At 64.0% G+C, this 25,202-nt stretch carries 16 protein-coding genes; 2 read left to right on the top strand and 14 right to left on the bottom strand.

The window, feature by feature from the left end; translation table 11 throughout:
- On the top strand, nt 1–1,186 hold a 1,186-nt coding region (locus GA566_RS15935), incomplete at its 5' end, for a sensor histidine kinase (RefSeq protein ID WP_160473180.1).
- A 167-nt stretch (nt 1,187–1,353) separates the two neighbouring features.
- On the opposite strand, the gene GA566_RS15930 is transcribed toward GA566_RS15935, so the two are convergent.
- The 9 genes from GA566_RS15930 to GA566_RS15890 all read right to left on the bottom strand — a co-directional run bounded on the left by GA566_RS15930 (nt 1,354) and on the right by GA566_RS15890 (nt 16,248).
- Nucleotides 1,354–2,175 (bottom strand): ChaN family lipoprotein, encoded by an 822-nt coding sequence (locus GA566_RS15930; RefSeq protein WP_160473179.1) that lies wholly within the window; start codon nt 2,173–2,175, stop codon nt 1,354–1,356.
- Complete coding sequence (locus GA566_RS15925; RefSeq protein ID WP_137925995.1) at nt 2,172–2,528, bottom strand: DUF2149 domain-containing protein; 357 nt, start codon at nt 2,526–2,528, stop codon at nt 2,172–2,174. The genes GA566_RS15930 and GA566_RS15925 overlap by 4 nt, the downstream gene beginning before the upstream one ends.
- On the bottom strand, nt 2,525–3,034 hold the full coding sequence (locus tag GA566_RS15920; protein WP_237380215.1) for a MotA/TolQ/ExbB proton channel family protein: 510 nt from the start codon (nt 3,032–3,034) through the stop codon (nt 2,525–2,527). Before GA566_RS15920 ends, GA566_RS15925 begins: the two co-directional genes overlap by 4 nt.
- A 72-nt stretch (nt 3,035–3,106) precedes the next feature.
- Nucleotides 3,107–7,084: a cobaltochelatase subunit CobN gene (gene cobN / locus GA566_RS15915; protein WP_160473178.1), complete on the bottom strand. Its 3,978-nt coding sequence runs from the start codon at nt 7,082–7,084 to the stop codon at nt 3,107–3,109.
- 37 nt (nt 7,085–7,121) lie between these two features.
- Nucleotides 7,122–9,383: a TonB-dependent hemoglobin/transferrin/lactoferrin family receptor gene (locus GA566_RS15910; protein WP_160473177.1), complete on the bottom strand. Its 2,262-nt coding sequence runs from the start codon at nt 9,381–9,383 to the stop codon at nt 7,122–7,124.
- 288 nt (nt 9,384–9,671) lie between these two features.
- Nucleotides 9,672–12,869 carry an efflux RND transporter permease subunit gene (locus GA566_RS15905; protein ID WP_160473176.1) on the bottom strand — a complete coding sequence of 1,066 codons (3,198 nt, stop codon included), beginning with the start codon at nt 12,867–12,869 and terminating at the stop codon, nt 9,672–9,674.
- 4 nt (nt 12,870–12,873) lie between these two features.
- Complete coding sequence (locus GA566_RS15900; protein ID WP_160473175.1) at nt 12,874–14,112, bottom strand: efflux RND transporter periplasmic adaptor subunit; 1,239 nt, start codon at nt 14,110–14,112, stop codon at nt 12,874–12,876.
- Between the two features lie 290 nt (nt 14,113–14,402).
- Nucleotides 14,403–15,047 (bottom strand): MOSC domain-containing protein, encoded by a 645-nt coding sequence (locus GA566_RS15895; RefSeq protein ID WP_137926000.1) that lies wholly within the window; start codon nt 15,045–15,047, stop codon nt 14,403–14,405.
- 187 nt (nt 15,048–15,234) lie between these two features.
- Nucleotides 15,235–16,248: a D-2-hydroxyacid dehydrogenase family protein gene (locus tag GA566_RS15890; protein ID WP_137926001.1), complete on the bottom strand. Its 1,014-nt coding sequence runs from the start codon at nt 16,246–16,248 to the stop codon at nt 15,235–15,237.
- Nucleotides 16,249–16,753: 505 nt separating this feature from the next.
- Between GA566_RS15890 and GA566_RS15885 the strand changes: the two genes are divergently transcribed.
- Entirely contained in the window at nt 16,754–18,607 is a 1,854-nt protein-coding gene (locus GA566_RS15885) for a phosphoenolpyruvate carboxykinase (GTP) (RefSeq protein WP_160473174.1), read from the top strand.
- Between the two features lie 157 nt (nt 18,608–18,764).
- Here GA566_RS15885 and GA566_RS15880 read toward each other — a convergent pair whose 3' ends face one another.
- From GA566_RS15880 to GA566_RS15860, 5 genes are all read right to left on the bottom strand, one after another.
- Nucleotides 18,765–20,705 (bottom strand): TRAP transporter large permease subunit, encoded by a 1,941-nt coding sequence (locus GA566_RS15880; RefSeq protein ID WP_137926003.1) that lies wholly within the window; start codon nt 20,703–20,705, stop codon nt 18,765–18,767.
- Nucleotides 20,702–21,340 (bottom strand): TRAP transporter small permease subunit, encoded by a 639-nt coding sequence (locus GA566_RS15875; protein ID WP_160473173.1) that lies wholly within the window; start codon nt 21,338–21,340, stop codon nt 20,702–20,704. Before GA566_RS15875 ends, GA566_RS15880 begins: the two co-directional genes overlap by 4 nt.
- A gap of 30 nt (nt 21,341–21,370) precedes the next feature.
- Nucleotides 21,371–22,519: a TRAP transporter substrate-binding protein gene (locus GA566_RS15870; RefSeq protein ID WP_137926005.1), complete on the bottom strand. Its 1,149-nt coding sequence runs from the start codon at nt 22,517–22,519 to the stop codon at nt 21,371–21,373.
- Between the two features lie 282 nt (nt 22,520–22,801).
- Nucleotides 22,802–23,497: a response regulator transcription factor gene (locus GA566_RS15865; protein ID WP_160473172.1), complete on the bottom strand. Its 696-nt coding sequence runs from the start codon at nt 23,495–23,497 to the stop codon at nt 22,802–22,804.
- Entirely contained in the window at nt 23,494–24,876 is a 1,383-nt protein-coding gene (locus tag GA566_RS15860; RefSeq protein WP_160473171.1) for a cache domain-containing protein, read from the bottom strand. The genes GA566_RS15865 and GA566_RS15860 overlap by 4 nt, the downstream gene beginning before the upstream one ends.
- Between the last annotated feature and the right edge of the window lie 326 nt (nt 24,877–25,202).

Genomic DNA, 25,202 nt, shown 5'->3' with positions numbered 1-25,202 from the left:
GCACGTGTTCTATCGCATCTCGATGGAGCGCGATGGGCGCGTCGAGACCATCACCGGCTACGACGACCTGCCACTGCCGAAGGGCACGCTCGTCAACAACCAACCGCGCTTCTACGATGCCGTCTATCGCGGCGATGCCGTACGCATTGCCGCGATGGCGCGCCCCGTGTATCGCCCTGACGCACGCATGCGCGTGATCATCCAGGTGGCCGAGACCGCCGAGCCGCGCGCGGCACTGATCGGCAACGTCTGGCGCAGCGCATTGCTGCGCGACGTGGGGTTGATCCTGTTGTCCGCTTTGATTCTGATCGGCGGCATCACCTACGTGCTCAAGCCGCTGCAACGCGTGCGCGCCGATGTCCGCGCGCGTTCGCCTGAAGACCTGACACCACTCGAATTCGAGCATGTGCCCGTGGAAGTGCGGCCCCTCGTGGATGCGGTGAACCTGCATGTCTCGCGCTCCGAGGCCATGGCGCAATCGCAGACGCAGTTCATTGCCGATGCGGCACACCAGTTGCGCACGCCGCTGGCCATCCTCAAGACACAGGCCGAGTTCGCACAGCGTCAGTTGCAGGGTCGCCATGACGAAAACTCTCACGCTGCGGCCAGCGAGGCGGTAGGCGGCATTGTTGTTCAACTGGAACAAGCGGCACGTCTTACCAACCAGTTGCTGGCACTGGCTCGCGCCCGTCAGCCATCGCGCGACGCTTCCGATAACGACGCTGCAGTGGCGGTCGTCGATGCCGTGGCTGTGGCCGAACAGGTCGCGCTCGACTACCTGCCCCTGGCACGCGGCAAGCAACAGGATTTCGGCTGGGAACGTCCCGCCGGTCTGACGTTACCCGTACGCGCCGATGCGGCATTGTTGCGCGAAGCATTCGCCAATCTCGTGCACAACGCGATCCAGTACGCAGGGCCACGCAGCCGCATCACGCTATCCGCTGCGCGACGCGATGGGCATGCAGTGCTGATTGTGGAAGACGATGGCCCCGGGATTCCCGAAGCGGAACGCGAGAAGGTGTTTGCGCGCTTTTATCGACGCGTGGGGAACGCGGAGCCGGGGTCAGGGCTAGGGCTGGCGATCTCGCGGGAGATGGCGGCGAGGTTTGGTGGCAAGGTGACGCTGCGCGAAGGTGCGCAGGGCAGGGGTGTGCGCGCGGAGATGGAGTTTTTGTTGGTGGGGTGATTGGCGCAATCACTCCCTGCGTTTTGTTCCCCTCTCCCTCTGGGAGAGGGGTTAGGGGAGAGGGCGGGCAGCTCTGCTTGCCGACCTCGTCGCAATTTGCACGGATTGCCCTCTCCCCCGCCCCTCTCCCGCAAGCGGGAGAGGGGAGAAAACCGAGAGCGAGAAAACTACTTCGCCATCACCGCACCCTTGCATGGATCTTCCCGATCCTTCGTCGGCACGCGCACCACCGTGTCATACCCCGCATCCGGCGAGTCCATCTCCAGATACCCAACGCTGATTACGCGCGCATCGTCACCCAGCCAGCGCGGCACACCCACATCGCGGCGCACATGACCATTCCCCGCGATCAACACCGCACCACGGCTCGCATAAGGGCGCAGCGTTTCCGCCATCACCGCATCGCGCGCGGCCTGCGCGTTCAGCATGCCAGGCAGCATCGTCTTCGGAAAGTGACCACAGTGCCCCGCATCAAGCGTCGCGGTCTGCGCCGCAACCAAGTCCCCAGGCAATGCACGATCCAATCCAAGTGTTTTCTGCTGGCTCGTCGCAAACACATCGCCAAATCCACCGCGCACGATCTTTGCCGCATCAGCGCGCGACAAATTCGCTGCCAATAACGGCAAGTCATATTGCAGTGCCAGCGCGATCACCGGTTTGTAGAGCGCCCAATCCCAACCACTCTTGCCCGACGCCTGCGCGATCAGGTAGTCCACATCGCGCGGACGTTCGCGACGCGCGCGGTCGATGTCGGGCTGGCGTTCGCGGTCGAACTGTTCCATGGCGATGGCCGGGCGCCAGCCCGCTTCCACCGCGCGCGTCAGGGCCTGCAGGCGCTGTTGCTGCGCGGCGGCGCTGTCATGCACTTCGCCCAGCAGCACATAGGACTTGCCCGCAAAGCGCTGGCCGATGGTGTCGGGCGTGGGGGCGGTGGTGGCGCACGCACCAACAACAACAGCCGCGGCAAGGCAGATGAAAGTACGAATCATGGTTTGGGGGCTTCAGGTTGTTGCGATGACGACGATTGCACAGCGTGAGTCTCCGGCACATACACCATCGACCCATCCTTCATGCGATACGCGACGCCGGCCTTGATGCCATCGCCCGATCCCACTTGCCCGCTCGCCTGATAGCGGACGATCTTCTCGCCCTGGCGCGACACGATTTCCATGTTCGGCTTGCCAGGGTTCGTGATGATCGTCACGTCCTCGTGCGTAAACGGATTCAGCGGATTCTGCGCGATGGTCACCAGCAGCGCGGCAATCACCACCAAGAACACATCGATCAGGTTCACCACCGACAGGATCGGATCGTCGCCCTCGCTTTCTTCGAGGAACTTCATTCGTCGGCCTCCCACGTCGGGCGCGACTGGCCGAGCCAGACCAGTTCCTCGGCCAGCCAGCGGCGACGCACGTTGACCACCCAGAACGTGATGCTGGCAGCGATCAGCGCCAGGATCACCGCTGAAAACGCAATCGTCAGGTTCTCGCCCACATTGGCGAGGTTGCCACCCGACAGACTATTCAGTGCGGGCCCCATCGGGATCATCGTGGCCACCAGCCCCAGCATTGGCGCCACGCGCGTGGCGATGCGCGGACGCTCCAGCAGCTTGTGCGCCGCCACGTCGAGCGCGTCAGAGTGGCTCACCTTGTGCCGGCGCGCCCAGGCCACCAGCACGTAGCCACGCCCCGACTCCATCGGATGGCGGCCACGCAGCCACGCCTGCATCGCAAAATCGCCGAGCGCCCAGAACGCATAGAGGAACAGCAGGCCGATCAGCGCCAGCGTCGGGTACAGAAACATCTGGCCGACGTCATACATCAGGGTTTCAAGCAAAGTAGGAGTCATGATATCTATGCGAGTAATACTTGATGCGAATTTATACGATTAAAAATTCTTAATTTGGATATTCGACACATCTCAATCCGTCAGTCGCCGTCGTGCGCTGAGGGCTCCGCCGATCAGCGCTGCGGCCAGCGCGATGCCACCCGCCAGCCAAGATAGCACTGGCACAAGCGCCGCAGCAGGCGGTTTGCGCACTTCGAGCCGCATGCCTTGGACGGGCTGCGGTTGAGGCTGGGCCGGCGCAGCGGGAGCCGGAGGTGTCGGTTCCGCTGCCTTCGCTGCGGGCGGCGCAGCGCGCGGGGGCACCGGTGCAGCAGGCGTCTGCATGCCATACCCGGCCTGCGCCGTCGCCACGGTCTTCCGATACGCATTGAATTGCCGATTGCCGCTGCGGATATCGTGATCCTTTGCGAGCGCGTCATATCGTTGCGCCAAGGTCTTCAACATCGCGGCGTCGGCGCGCCAGTAGCCCTTGCGCGCGGCCTCCATCATGCGTTCGATGACCTGGGCCTGTGCCTGCGGCGCGTGCTGCTCGAACCATTCGTTCAGGCCGAGCTTGTGCTTGTCATTGACGTAGACCTCCGCAAACTCGGTCCACTGGTCGTCGCGCACGATCTCGGGCGAGGTCGCCGTCCACCCCCAGAAGTTATTCACGGTATCGAGCACGTTCAACGCGCCGCTATAGCCCTCGGCCTTCATGCCTTCGATCCAGCCCGGATGGAAGTAACGCGCGCGCAGTTCCGTAGCGAGAAAGCTCGCCGCCGTCTCGGTCTTCGCATGATTGGCATCGCGCAGATTCGAGATCAGCAGCTCGGGCGCCTTGCCTGTCAGGTGCCGCACCGCGAGACCGATGCCGCCGAGATACTGGAAGGGATCGTCCGTGGTCAGCATGCCGTAGAGATTGGAACTGCGCGCCAGCAGCGCACCGTCCACGCCCTTGAGATTCTCCGCATAGAGATCGGTCTGCGGCAGCTTCTCGCCCCAGTGCTTCTCATCGGGACCGTAGGCGTATTGCATGCGCGCGAGGTAGACATTGGCGAGCTTTGCATCGGCGGCCTTGCCACTGCCAAACGAATCGGTCGCTTGCGTGGCATCGTCGAGACCCGTGCCGTAGTTGCCCGATTCGCTCGCGAAAATCCGCGTGACAGACAGTCCGTCGAGCCGATCCTGCGGCACGCCGGCCTTCACCAACTGCGCGCGCATTGCACGCGTATTCGCGGCTACGTTGTTGTCCGCTTCCGGCTGCGCCGCCGCCAGCTTCACCGCTTCCGCGAGCCACTTCATCAGGTTGGGGAAATGATCGCGATAGAGGCCCGTCGCCGACAACACCACATCCACACGAGGACGTCCGAGTTCGCTCGACGGTATCGCCTCCACACCGGTCACGCGGCCACCGTCATCCCATTTCGGACGAATGCCGAGCACGGCCATCGCCTGCGCTTCGAGCATGCCCTGATGGCGCATGGTTTCCACACTCCACAGCGAAAACGCGAGCTTCTTCGGCCACTGCCCATGACGCTTGCGCCAGTCCGCGATCATCGCTTCCGCAGCGGCCTGTCCAGCCTTCCACGCTTCGCGGCTCGGCACTTTTGAAGGATCAAAGCCATAGAGATTGCGGCCCGTGGGCAGCGCATCGGGATTGCGTACAGGATCGCCACCCGTACCGGTCTTCACGTACTGTCCCGAGAGCGCGGTCAGCAATGCTTCGGCCTCCGGCTGCGCGTCGAGGCTCGCATACAGTTGCCGCGCGCGCTGCATGTCCTCGCGCTGCTTTGGATCGCGCAACGTGTCGAGCGACGCGTTCTCGATCACATAGCGATGCACCAGCGCATAAGGCGCGGTCTTCGTCAGTTGCGCGAAGTCCACCGCGAACAGTTCCTCGGGCTCTTCGGGAAACACGCGCTTGAGCCAGTCCTTGCCGAGCATCGCCATTGTCGTGAACAGCCGCAAGCCCTCGTCCTGCGAATGCCCGAACGTGTGCAATCCGTAAGGTTGCAACGTGCCACCAAGGTCGTGCAGGTGCGTGTGCAATGCATCGAGATACACGATGAACTCCTTGCGCGCACGCGCCTCGGTCCAGCCCATGTCTTCGTACACATGCATCGACTTGCTGCGCGCAAGAATGTCGGCCGCGAGGGTGTCCTTCACCGCGCCCTCGTCCTGTGCGAGGTACGCGTGCAGTTGATCGTGAAGATGCGTCAGGTCGGTGTGCAGCCCTGCGGGCCGGAACGGTGGCGTCTGATGGCTGACGATCACCGCGCGCCCACGTCGCTTGGCCTGGATCGCCTCGCCCACATCATCGACGATGTAGGGATAGATGACCGGCACATCGCCGAGCACGAGGTAGGGCGCATCGGTCACGGCCAGCGCACGCTCCTTGCCCGGTGTCCACTCCTGCGTGCCATGCGTGCCGTAGTGCACGAGGGCATCGCGGTCCTGCCGCGCCCACAGGTACGCCGCCATGTAGAAATGATTGAGCGGCGTCTTGGTCGAGTGATACAGCGCCTTCTCGTCCGTGGCGCTGCGCTCGCCACGCGGCGGCACCGGCATCAAGGCCACATTGCCAACCTGCAAGCGCGGAATCACGAAGCCCGGCTCGCCATTGCGCGTGGTGGCCATCGACGATTGCTCGGGCTGTCCCCAGCGCTGCGTCACGCCGTCACGCAACGCGGCGGGCTGCGCATCGAACCATGCGCGATAGCGCGACATCGGCATCCACACCGCGTGGTCGGATGCGAGCAGCGGTTGCAGTGTGCCGGTGCGATAGAACGGCGCCAGCAGTGCACCGAGTTCGCGTTGCAACGTCGTTTCATCGAGCTTGTCTGTGCGATAGCCCGTCGCCTGCAATGCAGCAAGCGTACTCGCAAGGCTGCGCGGCAGATTAAGAAACGATGCAGACAGATTCTTCTCGCCGGACGGGTAGTTGTAGAACAGGATGGCCACGCGCTTCCCGGCATTTGGCGTGGACTGCAACCGCGCGAGCGCGACCGCCTTGCCTGCCACGGCATCGACCTGCTCCGGAATGCCGACGATGGCGCCATCGCGCTTCGACGTGGCAGCGGCCAGCATCGGGTCCATCACGCCTGCCAGTTCGGGCTGCACGAGATAGAACGGCGTATCCGTCAGGCTGATGCCATGTGGATCGGCAGCCCAATCGGCGGCATCGCCCTTGCGATAGGGCATCACCTGCAACACCGGCACACCGAGTGTTTCGAACTCGGCCTTGCGTCCCTGCGGATTGAGCATGATCTGCCCATTGATCAGCACATCGACGAGGCACTTGCCATCCGGCGCCACCATGCGCGTGATGGCATCGGCTTCCATGATCGGGCCATAGAAGACGAGGGCGCGTGCGTGACGCGATTCGATGCGCGCGACCAGGTCATCGATGAACGCGCTGTCGAGGCCCGACACATAGGCTTGATGGATGGCGATGCCGATCACCGGCGTACCGCCTGCACCCGATGCTTTCAACGCTTCCGCAGGCGTGGTCGTGATGACGTTTGGCAAGCGGGGATGGTAGTACGCCGCCTTCGGAAATATCACCGGCGGTGGGATCGATGCATCCGCGCGCAAGCGAAACTGCGCGGACGCCACCGTGCGCAGCATCGCATCGAAGTTGGCGCGGCCACCGTTCGCGTAGTAGGTCTGCATGCGCTTTGCCAAGGCATCATCGACGCCGTGCGACTCGTATCGATCGGTCGCCAGCAAGACGCGCGGCGTGGTCGATGTGGTCCACAACGGACCGAGTTGCGCGAGCATCGCCGTGACGATATGGTCGCGCGGCGCATCGACGATCAGCAGGTCCGTCTTCGTCGCAAAGCTACCGAGTTCCTGCGCGGAGAGCTTCTCGATATAGCGCGCCTCCAGCGTCATGCCGTGCTGCGCGGCCATCTCGCGCAGGGGTTCGAACTTACCGGCGGGCACGGGCGATGCGGTCAGGATGTGGATGCCCGGCGCGGCGGCATGCGCGGACATCGCCATCATCGCAACCAGCAGCACAACCAGGAACGCCAACCACCGCGCCTTTGCCGATATCAATTGTTGAAACATCGTGTCTCCTCCTGATGGCTTGTGCGTCATGCGTGCGTCAGAACGCGACCTTGACACTGGCCGCCACAGTCCGGCCCGGCTGCGTATAGAAATCGAGGCCCGGGTCCGTCGCGGTCACGCCGGTCTGGCGCACATCGCCCCAGAGCCAGTACTTCTTGTCGAACAGGTTGTTGACCGCGAGTGTCAGCGTGGCGCGCTTGCCGAAGCGCCACCATGCCTGCAGATCGACCACGCCATAGCCACCAGGCTTGAAGTACTGCGTGCGCGAATCGTCCGTGCGCGTCACGGCCTTCGCACCGCGCCAGCGCAGTGCGGCACCGGGACCATCCTCACGCTGCGGCTCCCATGTCAGCCCCGCCGATGCGCGCAATGGCGACACCGTATTGAGCGGCTGGTCCTTCTGCTCGTTCGTGCCATGCGCATACGCTACCGCGCCATCCACGCGCCACTGCGGTAGGAAGCGCCAGGATCCACGCCACTCCGCACCATAGATGCGCACCTTCGATTGATTGCGGTACTGGTAGGTCGCACGCATGCCGGACAGGCACGACGGATCGGATGGACAGCGGAGCATCACCTGTTCGATGAAGTCCGTGTAGCGATTGTCGTACATGGCCACGCTGCTCTGCACGGTGTCGCTGGTGTAACGCACGCCCACTTCGAACGAACGGCTTTTCTCGGGGTCAAGATCGCCGTTCGGCGCCGCGCCGTAGCCCTGCACCGGATTGCGGAAGCTGCCGTTGATCTCTCGATAGCTCGGCGCGCGATAGCCAAACACGTATTGCGCCCACACGTTGATGCGATCCGTCGCCTGCCACAGTGCGGACAGCTTCGGCGACAGGTTCGAATCGCTCTTGTCGATAGGCGCCTTGCCGTTTGCGCTGTGATACAGCGAATCGTCATCGGGACCGAGCGAGTACTGGTCAAAGCGCAGGCCCGGCGTCAGCGTGAAACGGCCATCGAAGAAACGCAGTTCGTCCTGCACGAACACACCGATCTGACGCGTCTCTCCCTTGGGGAAATCGTGCAGCGGGAAGTTCTCGCCGGCCAGCGATTTCACAGTGGTACCGGTCGTGGTGTTGACCACGGTCGCGTCGCGCATTTCCTCCGAAGTGGTCTGGAGAAAGTCCACGCCGCCGATCAGCCGATGCTCGACACTACCCGTGCGAAAACCCTTGTCGGCCTGCACGTTGAAACCAGTCTGCGCCTGCTCGAATCCGAAATCGAGTCCCACATTGCAGAGGTTTCTGCCAGGCCGCGTGCCCGAACATCCCGCGCTGCTGCCGCTGCGCACCTGATCGGTATGCGTGCCCGAATCGCTCTGCTGGTAGTACACCGATGCCGTGAGCCGATCGAGCACCGCATTGGCAGGACGCCATTCGTAATCGAGCGAGATACGGTCGCGTTTCATCTCCTCCGTGCCATCGGCCTGCGTCACGCGAGGCAGCGCGGGCGTGAGGCGCAGCATGTTCGTGCTGCTGTGCGCATCGCGCCGCTCATAGGTCAGGCGGAAACGTTGCCGGGGCGTGGCATTCAGCACCACCTTGCCAAGATAGGCATTGGTCTCGCCGCGCTGCGGATTCGGTGTGGTGCGGTAGATCGAGGTCGAATCGTTCGCACCCATGTTCTGCATTTCATGCGACGTGCGGTGCGCGTACATGAACAGGCCCTGCACCGTGTCGTTGCCGCCGGCCACGCCCACGGTCTGGCGGAAGCCGTCATCGATGCCATTCCATTCGAGCCCCGCTTCCGCACCCACAGTCTTGCCGCGCATCAGATCCACGGGATCTTTCGTCGCATACGACACCACGCCGCCGATGGCATCGGAACCATAGAGGCTCGATGCGGGACCACGTAGTACTTCGACGCGTTTCAGGAACGAGAACTCCGGCGCCTCGCGCGTGGATGTCGAGATATTCGACGGCCCCCCGCCGCTGTAGTAGTCGGGCAGGCGCACGCCATCGACCATCTGCAGCACGCGGTTGTCTTCGATGCCCCGGATGTTCACGCTGCCCGCGCCAAAGCGGCGACGGTCGCGCGGCACGTCGATGTCGGGTTCGTCGGCAAAGAGGCCGGTCTCGTCAACGGGCATGGCCTGCCCGATCCTGCGCGCGTCTTCCACCGTGATGGTGGACGCCACCGCATCGGCGCGTTCCTCGGTGCGCGTGGCGGTGACCACCACCTCCCCGAGTTGCCGCACCTCCTCGGCACATAGCGGTGCGCTCAGCATGGCGCAAAGTGTGGCGACAGGTGTCGTCCTGAAATTGGCGCATGAGCGCGCCAGCCAACGGCATGTCATCGGTTTTTCCCCCTGATGGAAAGCGATAACGCTGGCTGGCTGAAATGCCGCGTGGCCGATGAGGTCCTCGCGTCAGGGGGCGGATGGCTGGCATGCGTGCACGGCGGGCCCTGTGGTTGGTGTGTGGGCGTCGCGCCGGAAACGAGAATTATTCTCGTTTATTTCCGAGTCGACAAGAGCCGTTGTGCAAGGTGCCCTGTTGTTGTTGGAGAACGACGAGGCGCGACGGGGAACGATCGGAAAAGACTGACTCCCGCTCCCGCCTGCGCGGGAGGGGAGCAGGGAACATCAGTGCGTGACGGCCTCGGGCTGCTTCACGTCGAGCGGGTTGCCCTCGGCGTCGATCTGCAGCGGGCCGGTGCCGGAGTACTTGTCCAGCGCCAGGTAGATCACCGGCGTGATGAACAGCGTGATGACTTGCGAGAACAGCAGGCCGCCCACCACCGCCAGGCCCAGCGGCTGACGCAGTTCGGCGCCCGCACCCAGACCCAGGGCGAGCGGCAGGGCGCCCATCACGGCGGCGAACGTGGTCATCATGATCGGACGGAAGCGCAGCAGGCACGCCTGCCGGATCGCCTTCGCCGGATGCATGCCCTGTTCGCGCTGCGCAGCCAGCGCGAAGTCGATCATCATGATCGCGTTCTTCTTCACGATGCCGATCAGCATCAGCACGCCAATCGTCGCAATCAGCGATAGCTCCACGTTGAACAGGTACAACGTAGCCAAAGCGCCAATTGCCGCCGAGGGCAGGCCGGCGAGAATCGTCAGCGGGTGAATGTAGCTCTCATACAGCACGCCCAGCAGCGTGTAGATCACCGCCAGCGCCGCCACAAGCAGCACCACCTGCGTGGCCTGCGAGGACTGGAACACGGCCGCATCGCCGCCCCAGCTCGTGAAGATCGACGCGGGCACTTCCAGTTCCTGCTTGTAGCGATCCATCAGCTTCGACGCGTCGCCCAGCGGCGCACCCGGCGCGAGGTTGAACGACACGGTCACCGAGGGCAACTGCCCCTGGTGATTCACCGCAATCGGTCCCACGCGGCGCTCGGTGGTGGCAAAGGCCGACACCGGCACCATCTGGCCCGTCTTGCTGCGCACGTAGAGCTTGGAGAACGCGGTCTCATCCACGCGATCCACATCGGCGGCGGTCAGGATCACGTAGTAGTTATCGATGGGCGTATAGATCGTCGAGACCTGCCGCTCGCCGAACGCGGTGTACAGCGCCGTGCGAACGTCCTGGATCTGCACGCCCAGCGCATTGGCCTTGTCGCGGTCGATGGTCAGGTGCGCCTCAAGGCCCGACTGCTGCGAATCGCTCGTCACGTCGCGGAAGATCGGCTCGGCGCGCATCTTGGCCATGAGCTTGTCGCTGAACTCCTGCAACTGCCCGGCCTTCACGCTCTGCAGCGTGTACTGGTAGCGGCTCTTGCTCTGGCGGCCGCCCAGGCGCAGGTTCTGCACGGGCGAGAAATACACCTGCAGCCCCGGCACGCCCGAGACATCCTTTCGCAGTGACTCCACCACCTGCGGCATCTTCACGCGCTCGCCAAGCGGCTTCAGTTCCACGAACATGCGGCCCGTGTTGATGGCCGGCGACGGTCCGCCGCCAATCGATGCCACCACGCTCTTCACCGACGGATTCGCGCGGATGCGCTCGGCAGCATCGCGCAGGCGCTCGGACATCGCTTCGAACGAAATGTCCTGCGGCCCTTCTGCATTTACCTGGATCTGGCCGATGTCTTCTTCGGGGAAGAAGCCCTTCGGAATCTTCACGAACATCACGGCGGTAATCACGAACGTGAGACCCGCGATACCGAGCACGAAGCGGCGATGCGCCAGGCACCAGTCCAGCCCGCGCGCATAGTTGTGCAGCGTCCACTCGAACAGGTCTTCGAACCACTGCGTCGAACGCATGCCGATGGTCTGCTTCTGCGCCACGCGATGCACGGGCGCGCCCGCTGCGTGATCGCCATAGGCATGCTGCGATTCATCGATGGGGACGTTTTCCGCCGAGAGAAAGCGCGCGCACAACATCGGGATCAGCGTCAGCGAGACCAGTGCCGAGACCAGGATCGATAGCGACACCACCGCCGCGAATTCGTGGAACAGCAGCCCGATCACACCCGGCATGAAGAAGATCGGGATGAACACGGCCACCAGCGAAATCGAGATCGACAGGATGGTGAAGCCCATCTCGCGCGAACCCACCAACGCGGCCTTGAGCGGCGGCACGCCTTCCTCGATATGGCGCACGATGTTCTCGAGCATCACGATGGCGTCGTCCACCACCAGGCCCACGGCCAGCGTGATGGCCAGCAGCGATACGTTGTCGAGGCTGTAGCCGAACGCCTTCATCAGCGCCACGGTGCCGATCAGCGAGATGGGCAGCGAGACCGTGGGAATCAGCGTGGCCGCCGCGCGGCGCAGGAACAGAAAGATGACCAGCACCACCAGCGCCACGGTCAGCGCCAGCGTGAACTGCACGTCATGGATCGATTCGCGGATCGATACCGAGCGGTCGTTCACCACGGCCACGTTGACCGATTCCGGCATCTGCTGCTTCAGGCGCGGCAGCGCATTCCTGACGGCATCGACCACGGCCACCGTGTTGGCATCGGGCTGGCGCTGCACGGCCAATACGATGGAGCGTTCGTTGTTGAGCCAGCTACCGGTCTTGATGGTCTCGACGCTGTCTTCCACATCGGCCACGTCAGAGAGTCGCACCACGGCGCCGCTAGGCTGGCTCGCCACGATGATGTTGCGGAACGCTTCCGCACTCGTCATCTGGCGATTGGCCTGGATGGTCAGCGTCTGTCGCGCGCCATCGAGCGTACCGACCGGCGTGTTGGCATTGGCGCGATTCAATGCCGTGGCGAGCTCGTCGAGCGTGAGACCGCGCGCGGCGAGTGCATCAGGGTGCGCACGCACGCGCACCGAGAAACGTTTCTGACCGTAGACCTGCACCTGCGCCACGCCGGGCAATGTGGCCAGCGTGGGCGAGATCAGGTTGTCGCCGAATGCATTCAGTTCGCCCAGGCTCATTGATGGCGAATTGATGGCCAGCAAGATCACCGGTGCGTCCGCCGGGTTCACCTTGCGGTACGACGGCGGCACCGTCATCTCGATCGGCAACGAACGTTGCGCGCGGAACAGCGCGGCCTGCACGTCAACGGCCGCATCGTCGATACTGCGGTCGCTGTTGAATTCGATGGTGATGCTGGAGTTGCCGAGCGTGTTCGACGAACTGATCACGGTCACGCCCGGAATCGTCGCGAACTGCTTTTCCAGTTGCGTGGCCACCGAAGCCGCCATGGTCTCGGGACTCGCCCCGGGCAGCGTGGCGGTGACCTGGATCACCGGCGAATTGAAGCTGGGCAGCGCGGCAATTGGAATCGTCGGATACAACACGATGCCGGTGACGATGACGGCCAGGCACAGCAGCACCGTCATCACGGGCCGGCGGATACAAAGCTCGGACAAACTCATGATGTCAGTGTCCGTTGCCGTTGGGTGCTGCCGCTGGAGCCGATGCTGCGGCACCACGCGCCGGCACTTCGCGCACCAGCGTGCCCGGACGCAGGTTCTGCGCGCCCTCGATCACCACGCGGGCCTTGGGCTGCACGCCTTCGACCACGGCGGCTGCGGCGGTGGTGACGATGACCTTCACCGGCACGCGCGCCACCTTGCTGTCCGGCTGCACCACGTAGACGAAGCGGCCCTCGGGACCTGTCACCACGGCTTGCGGCGGCACGCTCAGCGCATCCTTCAACGTCTGCACCGTGGCGCTGACGTTGGCATAGGTGCCCGGCCAGAGCCGGCTTTCCGCGTTGTCGAACATCGCCTTGACGCGGATGCTGCCGTACTGCGGGTCCACCGTGTTGTCGACGAACGTGATCTTGCCCGTGACGGGGCTCTTATTGCCGTCGTTGGGCTGGGCCGTCACGGCCACCGGGCCGGCACGCAGCGCATCGCGCAGCGAAGCCAGTTGCCGCTCCGGCAGCGTGAACGTGACCGTGATCGGCGCAATCTGTGCCACCGTCACCATCGGCAACGCATTGGTCGGCGTCACCAGCGAACCGGGGAAGACATTGATGATGCCGGTGCGTCCGCCAATCGTCGCGCGGATGGTGCCGTAGCTGATGGCTACCTGGCTGGCCTCGATGGCAGCCTGGTCAGCGCGGATCGTGGCTTCGAAGCCATCCACCTTCGCCTGGGCCGTATCCACGGCGCTGCGCGAAATGAAATTGCGCTGCAGCAGTTCCTGGCTGCGCGCCAGCGTGCGGCGGGCATCGGAGAGATCTGCCTGATCGCGCATGAGCTGGGCGCGGGCCTTTGCCAGATTGGCTTCGTCCATGCGCGAATCGAGCGAGAACAGCAGATCGCCCGGCTTCACGGTCTGGCCTTCCTTGATATGCACGGTGCGCACGGTGCTCGATACCTGTGGGCGCACGTCCACGCTCTGCATGGCCGTCACGGTGCCGTTGGCGTTGACTTCCACGGGCACGTCGCCCTGCTGCACGAGGGCAGTAGCCACAGCCGCAGCGCTGGGGCCCTTGGCTACAGGCTTCGGGGCGAGCCACGTCTTCCAGCCGAACCACCCGGCAATTGCCACGACCAGTACCGCGATCACCACTACCCATGGCGATGTACGGCCACGGCCCGTGCTGGCGGCCGCGCTCCAGTTCCCATCGACAAAGCCTTTCGGCTGGTCGATCCCATCTGATTTCATGTGAGGACCCTCAATTGCCGCATGGCGCGCTCCCCAAAACGTGGCACCCGGCGTCTTGGCACCGGATTTTGCCCGCGCGAACCGCTACTAGTACCGCGCCTCGCCCATCCAGGCAAAGCGCGTTGTATTACAAGCCATTACAGCATCGATGGGGACGGATGGAGGGCCGGCGAGGATGGCAGGCCCCCGGCGGTGGCCAAAATGCTTGTATCAGACCTAAAACATTAGCAGAAAAGCCGGTTCGGGCCACTGGGGAATAACGCGGGAAAGGGGAGGTTTCGGCGGAAAACTCAGGCGTTTTCCCGCCGATTGAGGCTTTCGAGCGACACTTCACGTGGCCCTGGAACCAGCACCACGCCATCGCCAGCCCGTATGACACCTGGGCGCGCCACGCCCAGGTACACGCCCGAAAAGCCACTGCGGGTCATGTCGCGCACGGCATGCGCATAGCCCAGGGCGGCATTCAGTTTGAAGCAGGGGCGACGTGTCGATTTCACCACAAACTCGACATCGCCGATGTAGAGGTGGTCTCCCACCCACAGTGCGGTTTCGAGCAATCCTTGCGTGGTCAGGTTCTCGCCCATCGCACCAAACGCCAGCGGACGTTCGGCTTCTTCCACGCCGGCTTCGCGCCGCCGGGTGTTCCACCAGGTGTAATGCTCGATCGGATAGGCATAGACGGCGCGATCCGGGCCACCGTGGACAGTGCGGTCCACCTGTTCATCGCCCGCCATGCCGAGCCGATGCACGCCCACCGCGATAGGGTGATGCTGGGTGCTGAGGGGATGCTTGCGAATGGCCGACATAACCACGGCCTCGGTTCCGGCACCCGCCACGACCAGCGGCAGCGCCGTCCCCACATTGACAGCCAGTACGCGCCGGACGGCAGGGCCGCCGGTGCCCATTGGATTGGGACGCGGATCGGATTCGGCCACGGTACGCCCTCCTTGCGTGTGCGGGGCCCGCGCGGGTGCCCAGCTTTTCGCTGGTGCCACGCGCTGACTTTGTGAACCGAGTGTACCGGCTCGTCCACGCGTTTGAGGATGGGTAATGTGGGGAAACAGACGCTCCCGGCACACGCGCCAAGCGCGCGCCGGGGCAGGGGTGAGGCAGGGACGAAACTCAGCGCGAAAGCGCAGGCGTCAGCGCCTTGGGATTGGCGATGCTGTCGTGCTTGCCGCCCAGCACGTCGAGGATGTTCTGGAACGCGGTGCGGAAGTACAGCTCGTAGCTGTCACGCTCCACATAGCCCAGGTGCGGCGTGCAGATGCAGTTCTCCATGCGCAGCAGCGCGTGGCCCTGCAGGATCGGCTCGGATTCGAAGACGTCGATGGCCGCCATGCCGGGGCGGCCCCGGTTCAGCGCGGCCACGAGCGCGTTTTCCTCGATCAGCTCGGCACGGCTGGTATTCACGAAAAGCGCCGTGGGCTTCATGCGTTGCAGGTCAGACAGCTTGACGATGCCGCGCGTCTCGTCGTTCAGGCGCAGGTGCAGCGACAGCACGTCGCTGTCGGCGAACAGTTGCTCGACGGATTCCGCCACGTTCAGGCCGTCGTCGCGCGCCGCCTGTTGCGACGCCTCGCGGCCCCAGACCAGCACGTTCATGCCGAACGCACGCCCGAAGCCAGCCAGCAGCTTGCCGATCTTGCCGTAGCCCCAGATCCCCAGCGTCTGGCCACGCAACACCTGGCCCAGCCCGAAATTCGGCGGCATCGTGGTCGACTTCAGGCCCGACTGCTGCCAGGCGCCATGCTTGAGGCTGGCCACGTACTGCGGAATGCGGCGCTGGGCCGCCATGATCAACGCCCACGTGAGTTCGGCGGGTGCCACGGGCGATCCCACGCCTTCCAGCACCACGATGCCACGGTCGGTGCAGGCTTCGATATCCACATGACTACCGGCCCGGCCCGTCTGGCTGATGATGCGCAGCTTGGGCAGCTTCTCGAGCAACTGACGCGTCACTCGCGTCCGTTCGCGGATCAACACCAGCGCCTCCACATCGGAGAGGCGCGCGGCCAACTGGCCCACACCTTTGACGGTATTGTTGAAAACCTTCACGTCATGCCCTTCCAGCAGGGAAAAGCAGGGCAGCTTGCGCACGGCGTCCTGGTAATCGTCGAGAACGGCAATCTTCATTGGTGACTCTTTGAACGGGGGCTTGGTGCGCGCGGCCACAGAATCAGCGCGCGCCGGACAGTATTGTTGGCTTCCCTGACGCAACATCCACGACAGACAAGCGCAGGAATTCGAACAGCCATTTTGACAGGGGCGACAATGCTGCGCAGCAAAAAACAGGGGGCCCGTAGAGTGGTATTCTTGCCCGCTTCCGCGACGCGACAGGTTGGTCGAGCCAAGCTCCCACTCCCTGTTCGCCGCCGGACAATGCCCGACCGGCCCCTGCCGTCCGTCAGAAACGGACGAAGCGCAACTGTATCGCAGCCGCAGGGACCCCCGCGACCCTTTGCCCTCAATTGGTCGCCGCCGAGTTGTAACGGGATGTGACCACACCGTATGCGAGCGTTTTGCCTTCTTTCCCGGCAGGCGCCCGGCCCGGTAGCCGGTCTTCCCCGCTCACTCCGCACCCGGCCCCTCGCGCCGGTTGGACATTGCAAGGTTTCTTTTTCGCTTTGGAGCAGTAGATATGAACCACCCCACAATGCAAGGCACACCGGCCCTGAACGTGCCGGCCTGGGTAAAGAACCAGAAACTGGTCGCCTGGGTTGCCGAGATCGCTTCCCTGACCAAGCCGGACCAGATCTACTGGTGCGATGGCTCGCAGGAAGAATATGACCGCCTGTGCGAACTGATGGTCGCTGCGGGCACCATGCGCCGCCTGAACCCGGCCAAGCGCAAGAATTCGTTCCTGGCGCTGTCGGACCCTTCCGACGTGGCACGTGTGGAAGACCGCACCTTCATCTGCTCCGAGAAGAAGGAAGACGCCGGCCCCACCAACAACTGGACTGCACCGGCAGAAATGCGCCAGACGCTGTCTGGCCTGTTCGACGGCTGCATGCGCGGCCGCACCATGTACGTGGTGCCGTTCTCGATGGGCCCGCTGGGTTCGCCGATCGCGCACATCGGCGTGGAACTGTCCGATTCGCCGTACGTGGCCGTGAACATGCGCATCATGACGCGCATGGGTCGCGCCGTGTACGATGTGCTGGGCACCGACGGCGAGTTCGTGCCGTGCGTGCACACCGTGGGCAAGCCGCTGGCTGCTGGCGAGCAGGACGTGGCATGGCCGTGCAACAAGACCAAGTACATCGTCCACTTCCCGGAATCGCGCGAGATCTGGTCGTTCGGTTCGGGCTACGGCGGCAACGCGCTGCTGGGCAAGAAGTGCTTCGCACTGCGGATCGCCTCGACCATGGGCCGCGACGAAGGCTGGCTGGCCGAGCACATGCTGATCCTGGGCGTAACCTCGCCCGAGGGCAAGAAGTACCACGTGGCCGCTGCATTCCCGTCGGCCTGCGGCAAGACCAACTTCGCGATGCTGATCCCGCCCAAGGGCTACGAAGGCTGGAAGATCACGACGATCGGCGACGACATCGCGTGGATCAAGCCGGGCCAGGACGGTCGTCTCTACGCCATCAACCCGGAAGCCGGCTACTTCGGCGTGGCCCCGGGCACGAGCGAGAAGACCAACTTCAACGCGATGGCGACCCTCAAGGAAAACGTCATCTTCACCAACGTGGCGCTGACCGATGACGGCGACGTGTGGTGGGAAGGCATGACCCGCGAAGCCCCGGCGCACCTGGTGGACTGGCAGGGCAAGGATTGGACGCCTGCTATCGCCAAGGAGACCGGCGCCAAGGCCGCGCACCCGAACGCCCGCTTCACCGCCCCGGCCTCGCAGTGCCCGTCGATCGACGACAACTGGGACAACCCGGCTGGCGTGCCCATCGACGCCTTCATCTTCGGTGGCCGCCGCAGCACCACGGTGCCGCTGGTGACCGAAGCGCGCAACTGGACCGAAGGCGTCTACATGGCCGCCACGATGGGCTCGGAAACCACCGCCGCCGCTGCTGGCCAGCAAGGCGTGGTACGCCGCGACCCGTTCGCGATGCTGCCGTTCTGCGGCTACAACATGAGCGACTACTTCGGCCACTGGCTCGCACTCGGCAAGAAGCTGGAAGCCTCTGGCGCCAAGCTGCCGAAGTTCTACTGCGTGAACTGGTTCCGCAAGGACGCCGACGGCAACTTCGTCTGGCCGGGCTTCGGCGAGAACATGCGCGTCCTGTCGTGGATGATCGACCGCGTGGAAGGCCGCGGCGAAGGCGTGGACCATGTCTTCGGCACGTCGCCGCGCTACACCGACCTGAACTGGAACGGCCTGCCGTTCACGGCCGAGCAGTTCGAACAAGTCACGTCGATCGACCACGCCGCCTGGCAACAGGAACTGGCACTGCACGACGAACTGTTCACGCAACTCAAGCACAACCTGCCGCAAGCACTGGTGGAAACGAAGGACGCACTGGCTAAACGCCTGGGCTGAGTTTCGTTTCTTGCTTTGAGGAAAAGCCGACTGGTGAAAGCTGGTCGGCTTTTTTGTTGGTTGGCGCTCGCAAGTGCTGTGGGTTTGCTCCCCTCTCCCGCGTTGCGGGAGAGGGGCTGGGGGTGAGGGCGAGCGGGTCAACTGCCGATCAAGCAACTCACCGATACAAAACCTGCGGCAACCACAACCCAATCCCCGGAAAGATATACAGCAGCGCCAGCGCCACGATCTGGATGGCCATGAAGGGCAGCATGCCGGCGAAGATCTGGTTCAGCGTGACGTGGGGTGGCGCCACGCCCTTGAGGTAGAACGCGGCCATCGCCACGGGCGGAGAGAGGAACGCGGTCTGCAGGTTCAGTGCCACCAACAAACCGAAGAACAGCGGGTCGATGCCGAAGTTGTCGAGCAGTGGAATGAAGATCGGCATGAAGATGATGATGATCTCCGTCCATTCCAGCGGCCAGCCGAGCAGGAAGATGATGATCTGCGCGAGGATCATGAACTGCACGGGCGACAGGTCCATCGACAGCACCCATTGTTCGACCAGTGCCTGCCCCCCCAGCAACGCGAACGCCGCCGAGAAAATCGACGAGCCGACGAACAGCCAGCAGACCATCGCACTGGTCTTCACCGTCAGGAACACCGAGTCACGCACCACGGTGTAGTTGAGCTGCCCATACGCGGCGGCCAGCAGCGCGCCGCCGAGCGAACCCACCGCTGCGGCCTCGGTAGGTGTGGCGAGGCCGAACACGATCGACCCAAGCACTGCGAGAATCATCACGGCCAGCGGAAAGAACGATGCCAGCAGCATCTTGAACACTTCGAGCCGCGCGAAGTTGAAGAACCAGTAGAAGACCGCGAGCACGGCAACGAGCACTGCCAGCGTGATCCAGAACCACATCGGCGCGGGCCGTGATCCGGCTTCGGCAATCTCCTGCGCAACAGGTGCGCTGGTCTGCGCAGCAGGTGCCGCATCCAATGGCGCAGCGGGCTTGGGCGTGACGCTCTCCGTCGTCGGTGGTGGCTGCAGGCTGTCGGTGCTGGTCGTGGCATCGGCGGGCGGCGCCTGCAGATCATCGAAGCCCGTCGATTCGGTGCTCTCCACCATGGCGCCCATTTCGGAAATGGCCGGTCCCTGCGCGGCACGCGGCGCCGTTACCACCGCATACATCAGGCTCATCATCAGCGCGACGAAGATCGCCGGCATCAGCACCACGCCAAGTTGGCGGACGATGTAGCCAGCCGGCACGCTGGCATTGCGACGCCCCTTCACGGCCATGAGCAGTGCAGGCAGCGCACGTTCGCTGAAGTGATCGCGCAACGTCGTAGCGAAACCCGACAGCGGAATCCGTCGTTCCTCTGCCGAGAGCGGGGGCGCCATCGATGGCTTCAGTTTGGCGATGATGACGGCGTAGAGAATGTAGAGTCCCGCGAGCATCAGCCCCGGAAAAAACGCGCCTGCATAAAGCTGCACGACCGATACGCCAGCCGTGGCGCCATAGACGATCAGCAGCACCGATGGTGGAATCAGAATGCCCAGGCATCCGCCTGCGGTCACCGCACCCGCCGATAGCTGCGTGCTGTAACCCGCGCGCAGCATCGCCGGAAACGCGAGCAGTCCCATCAGCGTCACCACTGCGCCCACGATACCCGTGGCCGTGGCAAACACCGCGCAAGTAATCAGCGTTGCCACCGCCAGCGAACCGGGCAGCCACGCCAGTGCCAGATGCAGGCTGCGGAACAGCTTCTCGATCAGGTTGGCGCGCTCCACGAGATAGCCCATGAACACGAACAACGGGATCGAGATCAGCACGTCGTTGGTCATCACGGCATAGGTCCGCTGCACCATCAGGTCCAGCGTCTGCGCCACCGCGATCTCGGGGTTCGCATGCCGATATGCGAGCCACGCGAACAACACGCCCATGCCCATCAGCGTGAATGCCGTGGGAAAGCCGAGCATGATCGCCACCACGATCAGCGCGAGCATCAGCAAGCCGAGATGACCGTTGGTCCAGTCGGCAGGCGAGGGCATGAAAAACGCCACCGCGCCGACGATCAGGATCATCAGCGACACGCCGAACCACAGTTCCTTTCTCATCGCACCGTCCCCTCGGTCCTGTTCGTGCGCGCGGCATCAGCGGTGGCGTCTGCGCTTGTCAGCACGCTGTCCTGTCCCACCATCTGCTTGAGTTTGTCGACGTCCACTTCTTCCACGTCATCCTCGCGCGTGGGCCAGTGTCCCTGCATCAGGCACAGCACGCAGCGCGCGGTCTCCGCCACGCCCTGCAGCAACAGCAACGCGCCCGCCACCGGAATCACGGCCTTGAACGGATAGATAGGCGGCCCGTCGGCGGCAATCGACGAATGCTCGTTCTGCGCGAGCGACACCTCGAAGAAATCCACGCCCGCCCAGGCCAGCGCGATCACGCCCGGAAAGAAGAACACCAGGTACAGCACCAGGTCGATGGTGGCCTGCGCACGGGGCGCGAGAAAGCCGTAGAGGATGTCGCCGCGCACGTGTCCACGCTTGGCCAGCGTGTATGCCCCACCCAGCATGAACAGGGCGCCATAGAGCATGTTGCTGGCGTCGAACACCCAGGCGTGCGGCGCGTCGAGCGCGTAGCGCGAGAAGACCTCGTAGCTGATCATCAGCGTCAACGCGATGATCAGCCACGCACCGGCCTGTCCCACGAACGTGCTGATGCGGTCGATGCCGAGCAGCAGTTTTTGCACAGGTGGCTCCGTCGGAGTACGGCTTGCGCGCTACGCCTTCTTTGCGCCGAAATAATGCTGGGAGGCCATGCGGTACTCGACATTGGTGTCGTTCTGCCAGCGCGTGGTGCGCTGTGCAAACGCCCGCATCGAATCGTTGACCTTCTTGAACATCGGATTCTCTTTCTCCTTGCGCGCCACAATCTCATCCCAGATCTTGAGCTGCGCCTGGAGCACGCTGTTCGGCGTGGCGTAGAACTTCACGCCCTGCTGCTGCAGCGCCAGGTAATCCTTTGAATAGCGATCGATCGCCTTGATCGACATCTCCGCGGAACTTGCGTCCACGGCATTGGCGATCAGCGCGCGCAGCTTGGGCGACAGCGCGTCGTACCGCTTCTTGTTGAACACGATCTCGAACTGCTCGGAGCACTGGTGGAAGCTGCGCAGCATGCAGACCTTCGACACATCCGGGAAACCCAGCGCGCGATCCGAACTCGCATTGTTGAACTCGGCGGCATCCAGCAGGCCGCGGTCCAGCGCCGGTACGATCTCCGCGCCCGGCAGCGCATTCACTGCGGCGCCGAGTCCCGTGAAGATATCGATCGACAAGCCCACGGTGCGGAACTTGAGTCCCTTGAAATCCTCGGGTTTCGTGATCGGCTTCTTGAACCAGCCGAGCGGCTGCGTGGGCATCGGGCCGTAGAGGAACGACACCACGTCGAGATTCAGGCTGCGGTAGATCTCTTCCTGCAGCTCCTTGCCGCCGCCGTACTTGTGCCAGGCCAGCAGCATGTTCGGGTCCATGCCATAGCCGGGGCCCGATCCCCACAGCGCCAGCGCCGAATTCTTGCCGTACCAGTAGGCAATCACGCCATGGCCACCGTCGAGCGTGCCCTTGCTGACCGCATCGATCAGGTCGAATGCCTTGACCACTGCGCCCGCCGGCAGCAACTCGATCTTGAGATCGCCGCCGGACATGTCGTTGACCTTCTTGACGAAGTCACCGGCGAACTCGTGGAAGATGTCCTTGGTTGGCCATGTGCTCTGCCACCGCATCGTCACCGGCCCCTGCGCCTTGACGATGGCTGGAAAGCCCATGGTTGCCGCGCCTGCGGCCGCCACTGTGGCGCCGCCAATGAATCCCCGCCGTGAAACCGTCTCCGCGGCACCGTCCGTGCCGTCCTTGCGCCTTGCTGCCATGACCGTCTCCCCTTGTGTGTTGAACGAACAACCACTGCACGGCTGTCCCTCCCTCCGCGCAGGCAGTGGCCAACGCGGAAAAGCGGGACGAAAAGGAACTGGAAGATTCAGTGCGAGGCCAGGACGCGTCGTATTTTTTTCTGGAAACGGTACGGACTACGCAAACAAGTCTGGCAATGCAGACAAGCATCGGGCCTTGGGTTGAATTGATCTTAGGCAGTGCGGATCACGCGAACAATGTAGGGAATACCCGATTCAAACCCTGACGCGAACCCGTATTCGCTACGCAGACGGCTTGGTATCGCCGCCGTCACCCACTTGCTGCACCGCATACTTGACCAGCCCGGCGCGCCCTTCGATGGCCAGCTTGCGCTTGAGATTGAGCCGGTGCGTCTCCACCGTACGCACCGATACGCCGAGCTGCGCGGCGATTTCCTTGTTGGCCATTCCCTTGCCGATGCCCTGCAGGATGTCGCGTTCGCGCGGTGTCAGCGCATCGAGTGGGCTGACCGCATGCTCGGCCATGCCACGGGCGATGCGCGCGCTGTAGAACACGCGGCCCGCCAGCACGGCCTGGATGGCCGCCATCAGTTCGTCGGCGGGCGCATCCTTGAGTACGTAGCCGCGCGCACCGGCCCGGATCGCCTGTCGCACATATTCGAGGTTGTCGTGCATCGACACGATCAGCACCGCGAGTTCGGGATACCGGTCGTGCAACGCGCCGGCCAGTGCGATACCGCCCATGCCGCGCATCCCGATATCGGTAATCACGAGTTCTGGCAGGTTGCCCGGCGCGGCATTGGCCAGCCATGCCAGTGCGCCTTCGCCATCGTCGGCCTCGCCCACTACCTCCAGGCCGGGCTGCAGGGACAGGTGCATGCGCATGCCATCGCGCACCAGCGCGTGATCGTCGATCAGCAACACGCGGGCCGGCGCGCCGGAAGGAGGATGGAGGTCGTCTTCGTGCAGAACGGTCATGACAGCGATATTTCGGGAATGCGGAAGTTCACAGGCAGCGCGGCCACGAGCCGCGTGCCGGTGGGTGTCGATACCACGTCGAACTGGCCGCCCAGCGCCGCCATGCGTTCGCGCAGGTTGCGCAGGCCAATGCCACGCTGCGGATCACGCTGCATGCGGGCCACATCGAAACCCGTGCCGTTGTCGCGCACGGTGAGCCGCGTGGCCGATGGCCCGAAGTCGAGCTGCACATCGACATGCGTGGCATGCGCATGGCGCTCGACATTGGTCAGCGCTTCCTGGGCGATGCGGAACAGCGCAGTCGCCTGCTCGTCGGTCAGCGTGCGCGGTGGCCCCGCCTGCGAGACCGCCACGGTCAGCGTGCTGCCCGCCTGCATCTCGCGCGCCAGATGCTCCAGCGCAGCGAACAGGCCCAGGTCATCGAGCAAGGCAGGGCGCAGGTTGCGCGCCACGCGTCGCACTTCATTGAAAGCGGAGTCCAGACGGTTCAGCGCCATGCCGAGAATCGGCGCCACTGAAGCGCCTTCCGTAGGCGCGGTCCGGATGCGGTTGGTAGCGGCTTCGAGTACCAGCTTCACGGAGACCAGCAACTGGCTGATGCCATCGTGCAGTTCGCGCGACAGCCGCGCGCGCTCGTCTTCCTGCGACTGCACCACGCGCTGCGCCAGTTGACGCAGCTTGGCATCGGCCTCGCGATGCTCGCTGATATTGAGTGCCAGGCCGCTGGCCGCCACCAGCAGGATGCTGATACCCGCGATCACGCCGATCCACGCCATGGTCTCGCGGATATCGGTCTCCGCGCGCGCATCGAGCCTGCGCAGCGTCTGCTCCACATCGTCAAGGTAGATGCCGGTGCCAAGCATCCAGTTCCAGCCCGGCACAGCCACCACGTAGCCCAGCTTGGGCGCGAGCTGCTTCGACGATGGCTTCTGCCACATGTAGCGCACCGAGCCACCCCCTTCCTTGGCCGCCGCGATCAGCTTCTGGATCGTCAGCGCCCCTTCGGGGTCGCGCATCAGCCACAAATCCTGGCCAACCAGTTCAGGCTGGCGCGGATGCATCAGGTTGCGGCCCTGCAGGTCGTAGAGGAAGAAATAGCCATCGGGACCGTAGTCGAGCCGCGCCAGCGCCGCCATGGCCGCCTGCCGCGTGGCCATGTCGGTGCGCCCCGATTCCACCATCGGCGCGATGGCGCTCTGCGCCAGGTCAACGTAGTGGCGCAGCTCGGTTTCCTTGCTCTGCAGATAGGCGGATTCCACCAGCGCGCGCTCGTGGCGGGCAAGGGCAGTGGCCTGGAATTTGACGGCCAGCGCAATGCCCATCATCGCGACGGCGAGCGGCGCCACGGCGAGCAAAAGTATCTTTTGACGGAGTTTCATCTGTACCGGGGGTAAACACCGATGACGGGGAGGCCGCTTGACTTCGTCGGCATACGTACTACTACGCATGCTTGTTGCGTAGTTTCGCGCTTGTGCCGACATGGGCGGGTGTCAATACTACACGCCGGTTCGCGCCCGGGCATGGCCCCGGCACAAATCGACGCAGTAGGTGCACCGCGGCCCTGGCTTTTATCGCTGGTCCGGGATGCACTGCCTGCCTGCACGATCAGATCCGGGACCAGACGAGTACAGACCGGGCGCCGCAGACATCGAGGAGACCCGCTTTCCGCGCGATTGTCAGCGTCCGCTATCCGGCACCGCCCCCT

Source organism: Cupriavidus sp. SW-Y-13, from assembly GCF_009793345.1.
Lineage (GTDB): Bacteria > Pseudomonadota > Gammaproteobacteria > Burkholderiales > Burkholderiaceae > Cupriavidus.
Note: the sequence above shows the minus strand (reverse complement) of the source record. Positions and strands in the feature narration are given on the sequence as shown.